The following is a 17,754-nucleotide window of genomic DNA, read 5'->3' as shown; positions in this document are numbered from 1 at the left end:
TGAATCTAGGCCGAAAGCCTGCTTGAAGAGTCAGGGGAAGGCCGTGTAGCGACTGAAGAGGTTAGTGTTGAAGAGAGAGATAGAACAGAACGAACCGAAGGAACAGAGTCAATAGAGCGAAAATAGATAAGGCAACAGACTCGGATCAAAACCACCTCAAGACCGCTATCGATCATCTACAATATTGAATCGATGGTCTGTAACAAATGATCCGCCAGAGATGATCCGTCATCGCGATAATAATAGTAACGACAAATAATAGTAAGAACAGTAAGAATAGTAGGCGTGAAAGAGCCGCCCTAAGTGCGCTTGAGAGAGCGTCATGAGATAGAAATAGATGTAGGAGAGTACGATATGTTAAAAGAGATTCCCGTTGATGCCGCGCATCAAAAGTTTGCAGAGAGAGCGAAAGAGATTGTCGGAGAGAAGGCTGTCTATACCGACTTCTTCTATCGGTTTGCGTATGGCACAGATGCGAGTCTCTACCGCTATATCCCGCAGGTGGTGGTGCGTGCAGGAGATGAGGCAGAAGTGATCGAGCTGATCAAAGTGGCAAAAGCGTGCCAAGTGGCGCTCACTTTCCGTGCATCAGGAACATCACTCTCTGGGCAGACATCGAGTGGCTCTGTCTTAGTGATGTTGGGAAATGCCTTCACTAAGTTAGAGATTACCGAGGGTGGCGATCTTGTGACTGTCGGGCCGATGGTGATTGGCGCGATGGTCAATAAAGCATTAAAACCTTATCAGCGTAAAATTGGACCCGATCCGGCATCGATCAATGTCGCGCGCGTGGGCGGGATTGTGGCCAATAATAGTAGCGGTATGTGCTGCGGTACAAAGCATAATAGCTACCATACATTGGCCGATATCCGACTTGTCCTTAATGATGGAACGGTACTTGATACGCGTGATCCGGAGAATGTGGCACAATTTCGCCAAAGTCATGCCAAATTTTTAACGCATCTCGCTCAATTGCGCCAACGAATTATTGAAAACCCGCTCTTAAAAGAGAAGGTGGCGGTAAAATATCGTATTAAAAATACTACCGGTTATGGCGTTAATGCGCTGATCGATTATGAAGATCCGATCGATATCTTAAAGCATCTTATTGTCGGTTCTGAAGGGACGCTCGGTTTTGTCAGTGAGGTGGTCTATCGCACGGTGCCGGAGTATGATCATAAAGCTTCTGCCTTTGTCTATTTCACTTCCCTAAGAGAGTGTTGTGAAGCGGTTAAAGCTTTACGGGCTGATGCCCCCGTTGAGGCAGTGGAGCTCTTCGATGGCCGAACGCTTCATCTTGTGGGGGAAGCGATCCCCGATCTGCCAGGTTTCTTCTATCGTCCTCTCAATAAGGATAGCGCTTGTCTCTTGATTGAAACTATGGGGGAGAGCGCTTCTGAGCTGCGAGCGAAGATCGAGAAGATCGAATCCGTTCTTGCTGATTACAATGTGGTGGAGGCCACAGGCTTTCAGACCGATCCAGAGATCACAACACAATACTGGAATACACGAAAAGGGCTCTTTCCCATTGTCGCGAAAGGGCGTAAAAGTGGTGCGGCAATTATCCCGGAAGATGTGGTCTTCCCGATGGAGCATCTTGTTGAGGGAGTGCAGGCATTAACGGAGCTCTTTGAGAAGCATAATTTCCCAGAAGCGACCATTATGGGGCATGCATTAGAGGGGAATCTCCACTTTATGTTAGCGCCGACGATGACATCGAAGAAGAAGATCAAGCAGTTCGATGCCTTTATGGATGAGCTTGCTGAGGTGGTTGCCGTTAAATATAACGGTTCATTAAAGGGGGAGCATGGCACTGGACGTAATATCGCTCCCTTTGTTGAAGCGGAGTGGGGCGAGGAGATCTATCAGGTGATGCGCGATATTAAAGCGCTCTTCGATCCCGATAAGATCTTCAATCCCGATGTGATTATTACCGATAATAAGAAGCTCCATATCACCTCCCTTAAGCAGATTCCGGTGGCGGATAAGTTGATTCATGATTGTGTTGAATGTGGTTTTTGTGAGCCGGCATGCCCTTCCGATGGTCTCTCTTTAACGCCGAGACAGCGGATTGTCGCCTATCGCAATATGCAAGCCTTACCGCGTACCGGCGAGAGTGGTAAGCTCTATGCCAAGATGAATCGCGCGTTTCAATATGCCGGGATCGATACCTGTGCCGAAACGGGGATGTGTGCGCTTCGCTGTCCATTAGGGATCGATACCGGGAAATTTATCAAATCGATTCGCCCCGTTAATAGTCGCGCGCTACTTCGTATTGCCGGCAATCACTTTGCTTTAGCCGAGAAGCGGATGCGCTTTACGGTCAATATGGCGCATAAAATCGGAATCGATCGTACGCACAATTTAACGCAGGCGGCTCATAAGATCTTTAAGGGAATTCCTGTTGTTCCGAAGGCGATGCCGGAGGTCTCTTCAAGCTTACCGGCATTACCGGTGCCGAGTAAAATTGAGAACTCGGTTGTCTACTTCACCACCTGTGTCAATCGTAATATGCAGGAGCTCAAGCGAGAGAAGGGCGGTGCGCCGGAAAATACTTTTGATCATGTGATCAGCCTACTGCATAAAGCAGGCTTTACCCCATTCTTCCCCGATAAGATCTCCGGCATCTGTTGTGGACAGCCATTTGTATCGGCAAAGGCGCCTTTAGAGGCGGATAAGATGGCGCGTCATCTTAATGAGGTTCTTCTAAAAGCCTCTCGCTATGGGGAGATTCCCATCTATGTGGATAATGCGCCGTGTGCTCTGCAGGTACATGATCTACAAAAACGGGGTCTGCTCGATGAGCGCTTGATTCTCTATCACTCTGTAGAGTTTCTCTTAAAAGAGGTCGCGCCGAAATTGACGATGAAGCCAAAGATCGACAAACTTCTTCTTCATACGCCCTGTTCTGTGGCAAAAGATGGCGGTGGTGAGATGCTCTTCAAGTTAGCGCAAAAATGTGCGCGAGAAGTGGTCTCCACCAATATCGAGTGTTGTGGTTTTGGCGGTATGAAGGGCTTTACCGTGCCGGAGATCAATCAAAATAGTCTTCAACGTCTGCCGGCAACGGTGAAACAGGATTATGAGATTGGCGCATCGATGAGTAAAACATGTCAGCTCGGTTTAACGACTCATACCGGATTGCAGTTTAAGAGTATCGAAGCGCTTCTTGATGAGTGTGCGTTATAATATCTCTATTAGGTAGTAGATTGTAGTAGATAGAGAAGTCGGATCGCTTCAGCCACGTTCTCTATCGCTCTACTTCAGTTATCGATTTGATCGATAGCGTGATCGGTATGATCCGTGATTTAAGAATTTAAATAGAAGGAAAGAGTCATAATGATATTAGTACAGATGAATTTCGATTTCCCCATCGAGATGATGGGGGACGCATTAACCGAGGGAGCGAAATCTCTGGCAGAGAGCATCAATGAAGAGCCGGGATTTCTCTCTAAAATCTGGATTGAAAATAGTGAAATGGCGGAGAGCGGTGGTATCTATCTCTTTAAAGATCGCGAAAGTGCCGAGAATTATGTGGCAATGCATTGTGCGCGTGTTGAAGCGATGGGCGCAAAAAATATTAGCGTGAAATATTTCTCCGTCAATGAGCCTTTAAGTGCCATTAATCAATTTACGGTGGCCTCTAAGTAGACTCCATCTCAATAGAGAAGAGAGAGTGAACCTTATCGATAGGATGATCGATCAGCTTCACTCTTTTTTTGTTGATTTTAATTACGGGTATGCATCGGTAAAAAGAGCGAGATGATTGGCTCCCGCAATTCAACAGACTCTCTTATTGGTTGAATCAATTCAACAACAGAAGCTGAATACTGCCGGATCTTACTATCGCATGCTTCCACAAACCGCGCGCCGGCAAGAGGCAATCTTACTCGGCTATTATTAAATCGCCGGCAATTATATCTCAAAAATGATGATTTTCCCGGCATCAAAGATGGTAATCTGCGGGCATGCACTGGTAAAAAGAACGAAATGGTCGGCTCCCGCCACTCAACAGACTCTCTTATTGGTTGAATCAATTCAACAACAGAAGCCGAACGCTGCCGGATCTTACTATCGCATTCTTCCACAAATCGCGCGCCGGCAATGGGGCAATCTTACTCGCCTGTTATTAAATCGCCGGCAATTATATCTCAAAAGTGATGATTTTTCCGGCATCAAAGATGCCGACTTGCGGGCATGCACCGGTGAAAAGAACGAGATGGTTTGCTTCCGCTGCTCCATAAATTTTCTTATACATGATTGTTTATTTTAGAGCTTATTTCGAAATATTATGGAGATATTATCAAAAGATTAATGACCTCTGATTTTAAAAGAGAGCCTTTTAATTGTCGTACTCGATCAAAAAAGAATTAAAATTTTTAGGGAGAGATTAAAATTCCTTTCAGAATCAAGGGGCATAAATTTTTTCTAATGGATATTTGTCGACAACTGTAAAAATGGGGAATTTGAGAGATCACTATTAATGATTAACAATATATTAATGAAAATTTAATAGAGATTTATTATCTGTAAAGTTAAATGAATTAAATATAATTATTTTAAAATAATGTGAAATGTTATAAAGTGAAAGAGTACATTAATGATCTCACGCCAAAAGCATGAGCGTTGTTAGCTGTACATTTGATACTTAATAAGTACTCAACAACTTTTATAAGGAGTTACATTATGGGCTCAATTGGTAGTATGACTAAACCTGAGTTAGGCTTTCTCGCAGCAGCGGTGCAATATCCTGTACCGATTGTGAATAGTCGAGCAGATATCGATAAACAGATTGAAAATATCGTTCGTATTATTCACCATACAAAGGCGGGTTATCCGGGCTTAGAGCTGATTATCTTTCCTGAATATAGTACGCAAGGGTTAAATACAGAGAAGTGGTTAACTGAGGAGTTTCTCCTAGATGTTCCCGGAAAAGAGACCGATATCTTTGCACAAGCTTGTAAAGAGGCGGGTGTTTATGGGGTCTTCTCTATTATTGAACGTAATCCCGATCCGACAAAAAACCCTTACGATACAGCGATCATTATCAATCCAGAGGGTGAGATCTGTCTTAAATATCGTAAGCTCTTCCCATGGACGCCGATTGAGCCTTGGTCACCGGGTAACTTAGGCATGCCGGTTTGTGATGGTCCTGGCGGTAGTAAGTTAGCGGTCTGTATCTGCCATGATGGAATGATTCCAGAAGTTGCGCGTGAAGCGGCTTATAAAGGGGCGAACGTCTATATTCGTATCTCTGGTTATAGTACGCAGGTACAAGATCAGTGGATCTTAACGAATCGTTCTAATGCATGGCATAACTTGATGTACACCATCTCTGTAAACTGTGCAGGCTATGATGGAACCTTCTACTACTTTGGAGAAGGGCAGATCTGTAACTTTGATGGAACCGTATTGCAGCAGGGAACTCGCTCTCCAGGAGAGATCGTTACCGGGGAGATCTACCCGATCCTTGCCGATGGTGCGCGAAGAACTTGGGGCTTAGAGAATAATATCTACAACCTCGGAAGTCGTGCATATGTAGGCGATCCCGGCGGCGATCCAGAAACTGAGTTAACCTATATCCATGATCTTGCCAATGGAAAATATAAATTACCATGGGATGATGATATCAAGATTAAAGATGGTTCGATCTATGGTTACTCCGAAAAAGGGAAGAAGCATTGGGAGGAGTAATTCTCAAAGTCGCTTCATCGATATTGTTTAAAGGGTGTTTAAAGACCGATTAAAGGTTGAATAAATGTCGATTAAAGCTCGATGAAGTTAGAATCTTCAACTGTAAGATAGTAATAGAGGCTGAGTCCGATTGGATTCAGCCTTTTATTATTGTTTGATGGAAAATAGAAGCTGATGAGTTGCCGGATCTTACTATCGCGTTCTTCCACAAACTGCGCGCCGGCAATGGGGCGATCTTCCATTACCAATAATTGTTATCTTAACTATTAATCATATTGAAACAAAAGAAGCCGTTGCGTTGCCGGTCCTCACTATCATGTTCTTCCAAAGATTAAGTGCCGGCAAGAGGCAATCTCACTCGCCGGTTATTAAATCGCCGGCAATTATATCTCAAAGAGTGATGATTTTCCCGGCATCAAAGATGCCCACCTGCGGGCATGCACCGGTGAAAAGAACGAAATGGTCGGCTCCCGCCGTTCAACAGATTCTCTTATTGGTTGAATCAATTAAATAACAGAGGCTGATGAGTTGCCGGATCTTACTATCGCATGCCTCCATCAATCGCACGCCGGCAGATAATGATTTTATCGTTAATCAAAACTCAGCTTTGAGCTCTTAGCCAACCCCCAATGGTAACCATTAGGATCGGCGATGATGGCAAAGCGATCTCCCCATGCAGAGTCGTAAGGTTCTGTAATAGCTGTTCCGCCGGCATCTAATGCATTGCGGAAAGTCTGATCAACATCATCAACATAGAGATAGAAGTAGCTTGTTAATTGTTGTGGTGGCATAAAATCGATCGGCGCACGAGTATCGGAACCACGAACATCTTCCGGAACAAACATTAAGATCAGCTCACCTAAATAATTCATCTCAACATGCTGACTCTCGGCACCCGGCCTATCCTCAAAGCGTAATTCAAAACCGAAAGCCTCTTGATAGAAACGTTTACTCTCTACTACATCAACAACGGTTAAATGGGGAACTAATAATCTAGAGGCGAGCCAAGGAGAACCGCTCTCTGTTGCCGCAAGCTGTTGTGCTTTTTGGCTCTCTACTTGATCATTCACCTGAAGTTGTGCTTTTTCTGCCATTACCATCTCTCCTCCCGTTATTAATGATAGGGATAATACCATCGCCGGCAATAATCGCTTTTGACCCCTTTTATTAAGCGATTGTCTACTGTTTGAATATTTCATATATCTCTCCTAAAAGTGATTTACCACAAAGTGGCGATAGGTTTTTTAGACTTCATTCTGATCCATAAACCTAAGCCGGCAATACAGGTTAATATCTGAGAGATGATGAGAACGAAGAATCCCGAAGAGATTGAGGCATATTGTTGAATGACAATACCCATGATGAAAGGGATGAGCGCAGCAAAGGTATTTCCGATGCCATTAATAACGCCATAGGCTGAGCCGACACTTTGAGGATGAGCTTGGTGCTGTATAATGGTAGGGATCGCAGCTCCTTGAAATCCCCAAAAGGCATTGGCGGCTAATAAACAGATGGCGATTAAATACTTATCTTCTGCGAATACAACAACCCCCATTGAGATAGCGGTAAAAAAGCCCCCGATAATAAAAGCAATTGCTGCATGCTGTTTATTGATTTTGTCTAAAAAAGCACCACCGGCATATTTAGAGAGAATGCTAACAATAAAGGGTAAGGAGGAGATAAATCCCATCTCTTTAATAGAAAATCCATGCTCTTTAGTAAGGTAAGAGGGAAGCCATGAGCTTGATCCCCAAAGGTAACTTAAGGTAGCGATCTCCACTAAGATAATCCATCCTAAAAGTGGCGTCTTCCAAGCAAGTTTAAAGGTCTCTAGTGTTGAACTTAAAATACCTTTTTTAATCTGTGAATTTTCTAGCGGTGACACTCTTTGAGGCTTATCGATAAAGAAGTAGATGAGGCTAATTCCAACAATAAGATTGAGTAATCCAAGGATATAGAATGATTCCTTCCAACCGAATTGATTCATGAGATAGGTTACGATTGGAAAGCCTAATACTAATCCTAAGGAGATACCGAGTGAGCTTACCGCATTGGGCTTTCCTAATTCATCGTCAGCAAAGTGGTCTTTGATATACATTGTTTTTAATGAAAAGAGGGGACCTTCGCTAATTCCGAGAAGTATGCGGATAATAAAGAGAATAAAGAGGCTTCCTGCAAGCGGGGAGATCATGGTGAAAACGGCCCATAGGAGGACGCTTAAAAGCAATCCTTTACGATAGCCCCATTGACTCTCAAAAAGTGGAGTTAAAAAGAAGGCAGATAAGCCATAACCGACTAAGAAGGCGGTCATTAGTCCACCTTGCAATGCTCTATTATCAATTAAATTAAAGTGATGCAAGAAATCCTCATTCACTAGCATGACAGAGATATTTACCCTATCAACATAGGCAATGATAATTAATGCTAATAGCGATAAAACGCCTAGCCAACGCGAACTCATAATGAGCCTCCTATCCTTTAGTGTCTTGTCTATTTTGTTTTTTATAGTTATTTATAGTTGTGAGTCGTTATTTGTAATTATTATTTGAATACTCTTTGAATTGATTATTCTAGATAGAGATAGCACGATCTTTTCTTACTCTGCAAACAATGAGCGATCAATCGAGTAATAAAGAGGCAATGTTATGTATGGAATATCGCATGCTCTTTTTGTTAAAAACTTGATTTTATCAATGATCTCAAGCTTAAAATAAAAAAACTCCCAAACGTGGATAACGCTTGGGAGTTGTGTCAGTTTTATTATACTTTTTAGCGTGAAAGTTATACTTTCTGCTGTTTTGTAGGTAAAAAACTTTAATTTGTTTTGCTAGTTGAACCGTTTTCGAAGGAATCTTCTTCGGGTTGTATCATTTTTGATGCAGGTTCAACGTGAGTTGTAATCATTATCGCTGATGATTACTTCTTCTTCGCAGCAATTACTTCAATTTCGATTAACCATTCTGGGAATGCTAAACCTTTGACTTCAAATGCTGAGCGTGCTGGAACTTTTGTCTCAGCGCCTTCACCGAAGAATTGTGAGTAACCTTTCATAAAGCCGGCAAAATCCATTTTACCAAGATCAGGATCAGCAACTAAGTAGACTTGCATTTTAACAATATCACCCATCGTTAAACCTTGCTCTTCTAAGGTCTTTTTGATGGAGTTGAGAATACCAACAGTCTGCTCTTCTGTTGTACGAGCAAAAGTGCCATCTTCCAATTTTGGTGGAACTGCACCGCTGAGGTAGTAAGTCGTCACATCACTTGGGACTTCAACGACAGTTGAGATGGGGAACCCACCAGGAGCTGCTGTTCTTACGATATCATCTGCCATTGCGCCACCCATTGTTATGCCTGCTGCAAGCAGGATTGCTGTTAGTTTTTTCATTCCTATTTCCTTTTTTATCGATGTTATTCACCTTATCACTTCTTGATGAGAAGTTGATAAAAGATCGCTCTTTTGAAGCGACTATTGATGATAACGATTTAAGGGTACCGTTCGATGCTCTCATTTATCTGCAAAGATGCAAAGAAGTGATAGCAACCCCTCTTTTATGAGTATTGGAAAGAGCGATAAATCGATCGGCAAGAACGGTGCATTATAGGGGTAAATAGCGGTGAGTAAAAGCAAATCTTCGAAAAGCGTATAGATTTTTAGCAGTTACTTTCTCTCTCTGTAAAGAGATCTCGGCAGAGAGGATCTCTCGGATTACTATTTTTTCTTTCTTCTGCTCCATTTGCTTTTAAAGAGGAGACAAGCTATAACTGTAATGGTCTGCATCTATAAAAGGTGCAGATGATTTCGCTAGGGGTGCCCAATGAAGTTGGGCTGAGATTAGCATGAATTATGCTTAAACCCTCAGGACCTGATCTGGCTAGTACCAGCGTAGGGAAGTAAACAATCTATAGTAGATCTGTAAAGCGTTAGAGATAGGCAGATGATTGGGTCATCAAGGATCAATCAGCTTGTTGCTAAAGAAGAATAGGTATCTACTGTGTCGATTAGGCCTGAGTTTTTCGCGATATGATCGTTGCAGCTCAGGTTTTTTTGTACCAATTTACGCCTATGCCAGAATCTCGTCTTTTATTTTTAGGATAATAAAGGAGAGGTTTTTTATGCCACAACAATCAATCACGTTAATGAAGCAGTTTCCCAAGAGTCGCAAAGTCTATGTTGAAGGCAGTCGACCCGATATTTTAGTGCCATTTCGTGAGATTGAATTGAGCGATACGCTTGGCCCGAAAGGGGAAGTGATCGAGAAGAATGAACCATTTCGCGTCTATGATACCAGTGGTCCTTATACCGATGAGAATTATCAAGTCGATCTTACAAAAGGATTGCCGGCACTCAAAAGAGATTGGGTGATAGAGCGCGGCGATGTGGAGGAGTATGAGGGGCGTGTAAAAAATGCCCGAGATGATGGTTATAAGCGTGAAGATGATCCACGTATCAATGAAGGTGTCTTCCCAGGATTAAAACGTAAACCGCTACGTGCCAAGCCGGGGATGAATGTGACACAGATGCACTATGCACGTAAAGGGATCATTACGCCGGAGATGGAATTTATCGCTATTCGCGAAGGGATGACGCCGGAGTTTGTACGTGATGAAGTTGCGGCAGGACGGGCGATTATCCCTTCTAATATTAACCATCCTGAAGCAGAACCGATGATTATCGGGAAAAATTTCCACGTTAAAATCAATGCTAATATCGGTAACTCCGCAATTACCTCCAATATTGAAGAGGAAGTGGAGAAGATGACTTGGGCAACCCGTTGGGGGGCTGATAACGTGATGGACCTCTCAACAGGTAAAGATATTCATAAAACCCGTGAGTGGATTATTCGTAACTCCGCAGTGCCGATCGGAACGGTACCAATTTATCAAGCGCTCGAAAAGGTCAATGGGATTGCTGAAGATCTCAACTGGGAAGTTTTCCGCGATACGCTGATTGAGCAAGCAGAGCAGGGGGTCGATTACTTTACGATTCATGCCGGCGTTCTGCTCCGTTATATCCCGATGACAGCCAATCGTGTGACCGGTATTGTCTCTCGTGGTGGATCGATCATGGCGCAATGGTGTTTAGCACACCATAAAGAGAACTTTATCTATGAGAACTTTGAAGAGATCTGCCAAATTATGAAGCAGTATGATATCTCTTTCTCGCTCGGTGATGGCCTGCGTCCAGGATCTATTGCAGATGCTAATGATGAAGCACAATTTGCAGAACTTAAGACACTCGGTGAATTGACAGAAATTGCCTGGAAGCACGATGTACAGACGATGATCGAAGGGCCAGGACATGTGCCGATGAATAAGATCAAAGAGAATATGGAGATGCAGGAGAAGTATTGTCACGATGCACCTTTCTATACCTTAGGTCCATTAACAACCGATATTGCTCCGGGATATGATCATATCACCTCTGCAATTGGTGCCGCACAGATTGCTTGGTATGGAACGGCAATGCTCTGCTATGTCACACCAAAAGAGCACTTAGGCTTACCTAATCGTGAAGATGTTCGCGCTGGAGTGATCACCTATAAATTAGCAGCACACGCCGCAGATTTAGCAAAAGGGCATCCTAATGCACAAAAACGTGATGATGCACTCTCTAAAGCACGCTTTGAATTCCGCTGGGAAGATCAATTCAACCTCGGCCTCGATCCTGAGCTTGCGCGTGAATATCATGATGAGACCCTCCCACAAGAGGCGGCAAAAGTCGCACATTTTTGCTCAATGTGTGGTCCTAAATTCTGCTCAATGCGTATCTCCCAAGATATTCGCCGTGAAGCACAAGCGAAAAACCTTGCCGAAGCGCCGGAAGAAGTACGTGTTGCGATTGAAGGTATGAAGCAGAAATCGGAAGAGTTTAAAGAGCAAGGGCAGCAGATTTATAGTTGATTCGATTTAGAATAATTGGAAATTTATAGTTTTAAAATACTATATTTGAAACTCCCCTAATCATTAATTGGGGGAGTTTTTTGCATGCTTGATTATCTATTGGTTTGTGATTGCGATGTAAAAAATATTGTCCAAGACTTGGTGAGTAGACTAAAATGTATTCAGTAATTGGCAGTTTTTGCCAAAATAGTTAGGAGGCAATATGAGTACAATGAATATATCTTTGCCGGAATCGTTAAAAGAATTTGTCGAAGATAAAGTCCAAAACGGAACATATAGTACAAATAGTGAATATGTAAAAGATTTGATTCGTAAAGAATTAGAGCGTGAAAAGCTTAGAAATATTTTATTAGAAGGTGCAAGATCCCCTAGGTCGGAGCAAGCTTTAGATCAGCACTATTTTCAGAATTTACGTAATAAAGTGTTTTCTAAATAGTTTTTATGATGACTAACAGACAGATCACCAAATCAATATTAGCAGAGCAGGATATTGAAAATGCTCTGCTTTATTATATGGAAGAATCGGCAAGATTAGCACTCTCTTTTATTGATGATTTAGAAAAATCGATTCAACATATTGGTGAACACCCCTCAAGTGGCTCGACTCGTTACGCTTATGAGCTGGAGATTCCTAACTTGCGAAGTTGGCAATTACAGCGCTTTCCTTATTTGATTTTTTATATGGAAGAAGATAATAGCATTCATGTTTGGCGAATATTGCATGCACATTCTGATTTGCCAGGTTGGATGAAGCGTTAGGATTATAAGGTAGACTTTTCTTAAATAAGATCTAAAAAATAACCCATCTCGATGATGTCGTTTATTTCACATTTTCGAGAGGGTTTTTAATAGACCTTAATAGACCGCAATGGATCCGCCATTGACTGAATGAAGTTTTATTATCTATTTTCAATATTATCAGCGGTTAATTATTGCTTATCAGTAACTGATGAGAGACTTGTCTTTTGTTTTGTGCGATTGCTTTGTAGTAACATGATTCCCCACCCAATCACAAAGCCGGCAATTGCGGGAAGAATCCAGCCCATATTGACATCGGAAAGTGGAAGAAGATGATCAAAAAATGAGGTAATGCTAAAAATGATCGGGTTTTGGCTAATCACTTCAGAGGATGCTTTTAAACCTTCAACTACCGCAATTACAAAGGTAAAACCGATTGTAAATTGATAGACAATCTTCTTGTGATGAAAAAGGGGTGAGGCAAAAGCTAAAAAGACCAAGGTGATCGCTAATGGATAGAGAAACATCAATACCGGAATAGAGATGCTGATAATAGCGGTTAATCCCACATTTGCAATCAGCATACTAATCAAGCTAAAGAGATGAACAAAGGTACGATAAGCGATCTTAGGGAAGAGCTGATTAAACATCTCCGCACAGGCGCAGATCAGACCGATTGCAGTTTTGAGGCAAGCAACGGTAATGATGATCGCTAAAAGAATAGAGCCATAGGCACCAAAGTAGTAAGTTGCGATCTGTGCGAGGGCGATACCACCATTTTCAGAGAGCGGATAAGCATTGAGACTCATCGCGCCGATATAAGCAAGGCAACCATAGATTACACTCATTAAAATTAAGCTGATAATGCCCGACTTAAAGGTGTCTTTGGCGATATCGGTCGTATTTGTCACCCCAAAACTTTTGATTGCATTAACCACAATAATCCCAAAAGCGAGAGAAGCTAAGACATCCATGGTGTTATAACCTTCAGTAAATCCTTTAAAGAAAGGACTTCCTTGATATGCCGGCTGAACAGCAAGCGGTTCAATCTCCCCCATCGGACCGATAAAGGCGCTAATAATTAGAAAGGCTAAAAAGATCAAAAAGAGCGGATTGAGTACTTTTCCGATCCACATCATAATATTGCTCGGGTTGAGCGATAAGATCCACGCAAGTAGAAAGAAGAGAATCGTAAAGATTAAGAGGGCAATTGTATATTGATCTTCACCGAGGAATGGGGTCAAACCGATCTCAAAGGAGACAGTTGCCGTACGGGGAAGGGCGAAGAATGGACCAATCGTGAGATAGAGAACCATCGTAAAGAAGAGTCCATAAGCCGGAGTGATACGACTTGCTAGATCATATAGACCATTACTTTTGGAAAATCCAATCGCCACAACACCTAAAAAGGGAAGACCGACCCCGGTGAGAATAAATCCAATCGTTGCCATTAAGGTAGAAGCTCCCGCTTCTTGCCCCATATGTACCGGAAAGATTAAGTTGCCGGCGCCAAAAAATAGACCAAATAACATCGACCCAACGGTGATGTAAGATGCTAGAGAGAGTTTGTTATTCTTCATATCTTATCTCGAATTTTAAAACGTCCCTTTTGGGGACAAAATGAACCTGTAGGTTTTGCCTAAACGTTGATGACTTTACTAAAAAAATCGAGGGCTTGTTGAATTTTTTATAGGCTGTTAAAAATGGAATGTCGGATAAATTCTCTCCAATTAGTGTATAGTGCTCCTTTCTTTTAGATAGGTGTACACGCTTTATGTCTTTTAACTCCCTCGGTTTACGTGATGAACTTTTAACAGCAATTAGTGACGCTGGATATAGTGAGCCTACACCTATCCAACAACAAGCAATTCCGATCATCCTTAAAGGGCGTGATCTTATGGCCTGCGCGCAGACGGGAACGGGTAAAACCGCCGGGTTTACACTTCCGATTTTAGAATTAATGAGTCAAGCATCCGTAACAGGTTCAGCGAAAAGTGGGCAGAATAGACAAAATAGAAGAGCTGTTCGAGCGTTGATTCTCTCTCCTACAAGGGAGTTGGCGGCGCAGATCCATGAGAATCTTGTGATCTATAGCCGACACCTTAAACTCCGCTCTCTAGTGGTCTTTGGTGGAGTGAGTATCAATCCTCAAATGATGAAGCTTCGTGGCGGGGTCGATATCTTAGTAGCAACGCCAGGTCGTCTTCTCGATCTAGAGCAGCAAAATGCGGTCGATCTCTCACAGGTTGAGTATCTTGTTTTAGATGAAGCGGATCGTATGTTAGACATGGGCTTTATCCATGATATTCGGCGCGTTCTCTCCAAACTACCGGCAAAACGCCAGACATTGCTCTTCTCAGCAACCTTTTCTCCAGAGATTACGGCATTAGCTACCAAATTATTGCATCAACCTGCCACAGTGGAGATCGAAAGGGAGAAGAGAGCCTCCGATCAAGTTACACAAGAACTCTATTTTATTGATAAGACCCGTAAGCGTGAGCTTCTCTCCCATCTTATTGAGCGCGAAAATTGGCAACAGGTATTGGTTTTCTGCCGAACAAAACATGGTGCTAATCGTTTAACAGAATATCTTAATGATAGAGGGATTGTGGCGGCTGCGATTCATGGCAATAAGAGTCAAGGTGCAAGAACGAAAGCCTTAGCGGATTTCAAAGCCGATGCACTTCAGGTGTTAGTAGCGACAGATATTGCCGCGCGTGGTATCGACATTGCTGAGCTGCCTTTTGTTGTAAACTTTGATCTACCAAGTGTGCCGGCAGATTATGTGCATCGTATTGGGCGAACAGGGCGAGCAGCTGCAACGGGTAAAGCTGTTTCATTGGTTTGTATTGATGAGCAGAAGCTTCTAAAAGATATCGAACGCCTTCTGAAAAAAGAGATCCCTAAAGCAACTATTGCTGGCTTTGAGCCTGATCCAACGATTAAAGCAGAACCGATTGAAACAGGGCGTGGCGGTAGAGGTCGGGGAAGCAGTCATGGAAATAGTCGAGGAAATAGTCGCAGTGCAGGTAGAGGGCGTGGACGAGGCCAATCATCTCGCGGCAGCAACAGCAATAATAGTGGCGAGCGCGCAGAAAAAAGTGAAAATAGCACTCATCGACAAACTCGCAGAAAAGTTAATAGCGAGAATGCCGGTAATCCTTCAGAAAAATCCGGAAGCGGACGAGGTGGTAATAAGTCCACTAACACTTCTCCCTCAGAGCGACCAAGACGACGCCGTAGAGTGAAGAAGGTGGAAGAGAGATAACACTCTATCTCTATTTAATAAGAAACAAGGAAACAGATCGGATACTGTTCGATCTGTTTTTTTATTGTTATCCAGGCTATCAAAATATCAAAATCAAAAAGCATCAATAATAGTGATAAGTCCGAACGAAAGGGCTCTTAAGGGCAAAGATCACTGGTAAATGTATTAGGATCTTCACTTCTTTGACACTTCTGTTCTGTGAATTTCTCATCGATCACCCAAATAGGGGTTTCATCTTTTATTAATTGCTTAACGATATAGGTGGTTCTGATTGCCGAGATAGAATCATCCAACAAGCCTGATTCCGTAAGTGTAATCATCACCGCATCGGGAGATTCAACACGATTGAGCTTTTGAGTTAAGGTTATTGTGGAGAGTTCCTCATGATCTAGAAAGTTATTTTCTGCCAAGATGGCTTGAAGCGGAGTACGATAACCGATGGCTTCTTCTGCTGAGTTATCTTCTTGCGCAATTGCAAGGGTAGTTAGTAGTGCCGGCAATGTTAGTGCCATGATTAATTTTTTCATCTTAATATCCTCAATGTTATCTCTATCACATGCGATTAAGGCATGCCCCTAATAGATCATATTACTATCTTTCATTAATATCTTTCATTACTACATCATCGTCTACCTCATCTCCTACCTATCTGATCTTCATTTTCATCTTAGAAAGGGAAATAGAACGCATGATGTACCTGTTATTTTCGGGGGACGAAGAGCAGGAGTAATCCTGCAAAAATAACGAGTAGTGCGCCTAACCAACCCCAAAAACCTAATGTCTCATCCCAGATAAAATGGGAGAGAAGAGCACCAAATACGGCATTAAGGTAGTAGAAGGGCGCTAAAATCGAAGCATCGGTCAATGTATTAGCGCGTGTTACCCAAATTTGCCCGAGTGATCCAAAGAGCCCCATCAATAAGACAACACCCCAAACGGCAAATGATGAGGGAAGACTGAATTCGGTAAAGAGTGCTAAGCCTAATGCGGAAACAATCCCGGTCAAAGAGAAGTAGAAGACAATCTCCTCCCCTTTAGCCACGCGGCTGACTCTTTTGATCGCGACCATCGCCATCGCAACAAAGACACCCGCAATAATAGGAAGAAGCGAGAGTACGGTAAATTGAGGTTTATCCACATCTGCTAACATCCAAACGCCGGCAAGTGCTAAAAGAAAGCTCGGGATTAAGACCCAACTTAATCTCTCTTTGAGCCAAATAAAAGCCAATATCGGCACAAAGAGTGGCGTCAGTGAGCGTAGAACCGTGGCATCAGAGAGGGGAAGTACCTTTAACGAAATAAAGATTAAGATCATGCCAATCTGACCTGATAGGGAGCGAATCGCATGAAGAGGTAGGCGCCTGATGGAGTTTCGCATCTCGCCAGAGTAGTAGAATGCCGGCAATACCCAAAAGAGGGTGACTAGATTTCGAAAGAAGATAATGGTAGCCGTCGAGATATCATTGCTCAGCCATTTGATGGAGCTATCCATTAGGGCAAATGCGATCTGAGAGATAAAGACAAAAAAGATACCAAGTAGTAGCGGATTGCGCATAGAGACTCTATTAGTTAGTAAGATTAGTTAATGAGGTTCAATCACATAGCTGTTATATGTAGCAGGTTATATAGGGGTTACTATAGGGTTACTATAGGAGCATAATAGTGAGCGAGGGAGATTTTCTCTCACTGCTTCCGTCGTTAATAGGGAATCAGAGAAAGTTGATCATCAATGAGCTATTGTAACGGTTGATTGAGATTTGTTCATACTTATTCAAAAAAAGAGTTGCAAATAAAAATGAAAGGGGTAAGATACACCACTCATTCAGACGGCAACGTTGAAGATGATTCGGTAGAAGCCCAGTTCTCTAGTAGTTTCTTTGCTTCTCTCTTTAAAGTTTAAGTTCAGTTTTCTAGTAGTCTTTAAAATTGAATCGGTGCTTAAAAAGAGGTCGAAAATAAAATTGACACGAGCGAATCACTTCTGTAATATAGTTCGTCTGCTTAGGGCGGTAAGAGATTCAAGTTTGATTCACTTTAACCCTAAAGTTCTTTAACAAATTAATCTTAAGTAAGTTTGTATGGGGGCTTGTATTTGTTTGCGTGAGCAAAAGAATAGAAGTCTAACCAAACAATTCCAGCATCTATTTTTTT

At 42.6% G+C, this 17,754-nt stretch carries 15 protein-coding genes and 1 riboswitch; of the genes, 8 read left to right on the top strand and 7 right to left on the bottom strand.

What is annotated here, in order from left to right; all coding sequences use genetic code 11:
* Positions 1-354 precede the first annotated feature (354 nt).
* The 4 genes from B9T19_RS04335 (at position 355) to B9T19_RS04325 (ending at position 5,694) form a co-directional block, all read left to right on the top strand.
* On the top strand, positions 355-3,189 hold the full coding sequence (locus B9T19_RS04335; protein ID WP_094567396.1) for an FAD-binding and (Fe-S)-binding domain-containing protein: 2,835 nt from the start codon (positions 355-357) through the stop codon (positions 3,187-3,189).
* 150 nt (positions 3,190-3,339) lie between these two features.
* Positions 3,340-3,651 carry a monooxygenase gene (locus B9T19_RS04330; protein WP_304441076.1) on the top strand — a complete coding sequence of 104 codons (312 nt, stop codon included), beginning with the start codon at positions 3,340-3,342 and terminating at the stop codon, positions 3,649-3,651.
* Positions 3,652-3,766: 115 nt separating this feature from the next.
* Positions 3,767-3,904, top strand: a complete 138-nt coding sequence (locus tag B9T19_RS10575; RefSeq protein WP_158214346.1) for a hypothetical protein — start codon at positions 3,767-3,769, stop codon at positions 3,902-3,904.
* A gap of 782 nt (positions 3,905-4,686) precedes the next feature.
* Positions 4,687-5,694 carry a formamidase gene (locus B9T19_RS04325; RefSeq protein WP_094567394.1) on the top strand — a complete coding sequence of 336 codons (1,008 nt, stop codon included), beginning with the start codon at positions 4,687-4,689 and terminating at the stop codon, positions 5,692-5,694.
* A 71-nt stretch (positions 5,695-5,765) separates the two neighbouring features.
* Here B9T19_RS04325 and B9T19_RS10570 read toward each other — a convergent pair whose 3' ends face one another.
* From B9T19_RS10570 to B9T19_RS04310, 4 genes are all read right to left on the bottom strand, one after another.
* On the bottom strand, positions 5,766-5,936 hold the full coding sequence (locus tag B9T19_RS10570) for a hypothetical protein (RefSeq protein ID WP_158214345.1): 171 nt from the start codon (positions 5,934-5,936) through the stop codon (positions 5,766-5,768).
* Positions 5,937-6,284: 348 nt separating this feature from the next.
* A complete protein-coding gene (locus tag B9T19_RS04320) occupies positions 6,285-6,764 on the bottom strand; it encodes a VOC family protein (protein ID WP_369828068.1) in 480 nt (159 codons plus the stop codon).
* A gap of 149 nt (positions 6,765-6,913) precedes the next feature.
* Positions 6,914-8,155, bottom strand: a complete 1,242-nt coding sequence (locus B9T19_RS04315; RefSeq protein ID WP_094567392.1) for an MFS transporter — start codon at positions 8,153-8,155, stop codon at positions 6,914-6,916.
* Between the two features lie 455 nt (positions 8,156-8,610).
* Positions 8,611-9,081, bottom strand: coding sequence for a RidA family protein (locus tag B9T19_RS04310; RefSeq protein WP_094567391.1), 471 nt, complete (start codon positions 9,079-9,081; stop codon positions 8,611-8,613).
* Between the two features lie 409 nt (positions 9,082-9,490).
* Positions 9,491-9,603: riboswitch (TPP riboswitch) on the top strand.
* A gap of 206 nt (positions 9,604-9,809) precedes the next feature.
* On the opposite strand from B9T19_RS04310, the gene thiC reads away from it, so the two are divergent.
* The 3 genes from thiC (at position 9,810) to B9T19_RS04295 (ending at position 12,356) form a co-directional block, all read left to right on the top strand.
* Positions 9,810-11,597 (top strand): phosphomethylpyrimidine synthase ThiC, encoded by a 1,788-nt coding sequence (gene thiC, locus B9T19_RS04305; protein WP_094567390.1) that lies wholly within the window; start codon positions 9,810-9,812, stop codon positions 11,595-11,597.
* Positions 11,598-11,799: 202 nt separating this feature from the next.
* Positions 11,800-12,033, top strand: coding sequence for a type II toxin-antitoxin system ParD family antitoxin (locus tag B9T19_RS04300; protein ID WP_094567389.1), 234 nt, complete (start codon positions 11,800-11,802; stop codon positions 12,031-12,033).
* 5 nt (positions 12,034-12,038) lie between these two features.
* A complete protein-coding gene (locus B9T19_RS04295; protein WP_304441075.1) occupies positions 12,039-12,356 on the top strand; it encodes a type II toxin-antitoxin system RelE/ParE family toxin in 318 nt (105 codons plus the stop codon).
* Between the two features lie 170 nt (positions 12,357-12,526).
* On the opposite strand, the gene brnQ is transcribed toward B9T19_RS04295, so the two are convergent.
* Positions 12,527-13,915 (bottom strand): branched-chain amino acid transport system II carrier protein, encoded by a 1,389-nt coding sequence (brnQ, locus tag B9T19_RS04290; protein ID WP_094567388.1) that lies wholly within the window; start codon positions 13,913-13,915, stop codon positions 12,527-12,529.
* A gap of 194 nt (positions 13,916-14,109) precedes the next feature.
* Between brnQ and rhlE the strand changes: the two genes are divergently transcribed.
* Entirely contained in the window at positions 14,110-15,603 is a 1,494-nt protein-coding gene (gene rhlE / locus B9T19_RS04285) for an ATP-dependent RNA helicase RhlE (protein WP_094567387.1), read from the top strand.
* A gap of 137 nt (positions 15,604-15,740) precedes the next feature.
* Here rhlE and B9T19_RS04280 read toward each other — a convergent pair whose 3' ends face one another.
* Positions 15,741-16,130: a hypothetical protein gene (locus tag B9T19_RS04280; protein ID WP_094567386.1), complete on the bottom strand. Its 390-nt coding sequence runs from the start codon at positions 16,128-16,130 to the stop codon at positions 15,741-15,743.
* Between the two features lie 173 nt (positions 16,131-16,303).
* Positions 16,304-17,158 carry a DMT family transporter gene (locus tag B9T19_RS04275; protein WP_094567385.1) on the bottom strand — a complete coding sequence of 285 codons (855 nt, stop codon included), beginning with the start codon at positions 17,156-17,158 and terminating at the stop codon, positions 16,304-16,306.
* Positions 17,159-17,754: the final 596 nt, after the last annotated feature.

Source organism: Ignatzschineria sp. F8392 (assembly GCF_002252045.1).
Classification (GTDB): Bacteria; Pseudomonadota; Gammaproteobacteria; order Cardiobacteriales; family Wohlfahrtiimonadaceae; genus Ignatzschineria.
The sequence above is the reverse complement of the archived record's forward strand: the minus strand, read 5'-3'. Positions and strand labels throughout refer to the sequence as shown.

What these genes read in the sequence shown, in the direction of transcription:
- B9T19_RS04335 (WP_094567396.1), top strand. Translation starts at nt 355, where the DNA reads ATGTTAAAAGAGATTCCCGTTGATGCCGCGCATCAAAAGTTTGCAGAG.
- B9T19_RS04330 (WP_304441076.1), top strand. Translation starts at nt 3,340, where the DNA reads ATGATATTAGTACAGATGAATTTCGATTTCCCCATCGAGATGATGGGG.
- B9T19_RS04325 (WP_094567394.1), top strand. Translation starts at nt 4,687, where the DNA reads ATGGGCTCAATTGGTAGTATGACTAAACCTGAGTTAGGCTTTCTCGCA.
- B9T19_RS10570 (WP_158214345.1), bottom strand. Translation starts at nt 5,936, where the DNA reads ATGGAAGATCGCCCCATTGCCGGCGCGCAGTTTGTGGAAGAACGCGAT.
- B9T19_RS04315 (WP_094567392.1), bottom strand. Translation starts at nt 8,155, where the DNA reads ATGAGTTCGCGTTGGCTAGGCGTTTTATCGCTATTAGCATTAATTATC.
- B9T19_RS04310 (WP_094567391.1), bottom strand. Translation starts at nt 9,081, where the DNA reads ATGAAAAAACTAACAGCAATCCTGCTTGCAGCAGGCATAACAATGGGT.
- thiC (WP_094567390.1), top strand. Translation starts at nt 9,810, where the DNA reads ATGCCACAACAATCAATCACGTTAATGAAGCAGTTTCCCAAGAGTCGC.
- B9T19_RS04300 (WP_094567389.1), top strand. Translation starts at nt 11,800, where the DNA reads ATGAGTACAATGAATATATCTTTGCCGGAATCGTTAAAAGAATTTGTC.
- B9T19_RS04295 (WP_304441075.1), top strand. Translation starts at nt 12,039, where the DNA reads ATGATGACTAACAGACAGATCACCAAATCAATATTAGCAGAGCAGGAT.
- brnQ (WP_094567388.1), bottom strand. Translation starts at nt 13,915, where the DNA reads ATGAAGAATAACAAACTCTCTCTAGCATCTTACATCACCGTTGGGTCG.
- rhlE (WP_094567387.1), top strand. Translation starts at nt 14,110, where the DNA reads ATGTCTTTTAACTCCCTCGGTTTACGTGATGAACTTTTAACAGCAATT.
- B9T19_RS04280 (WP_094567386.1), bottom strand. Translation starts at nt 16,130, where the DNA reads ATGAAAAAATTAATCATGGCACTAACATTGCCGGCACTACTAACTACC.
- B9T19_RS04275 (WP_094567385.1), bottom strand. Translation starts at nt 17,158, where the DNA reads ATGCGCAATCCGCTACTACTTGGTATCTTTTTTGTCTTTATCTCTCAG.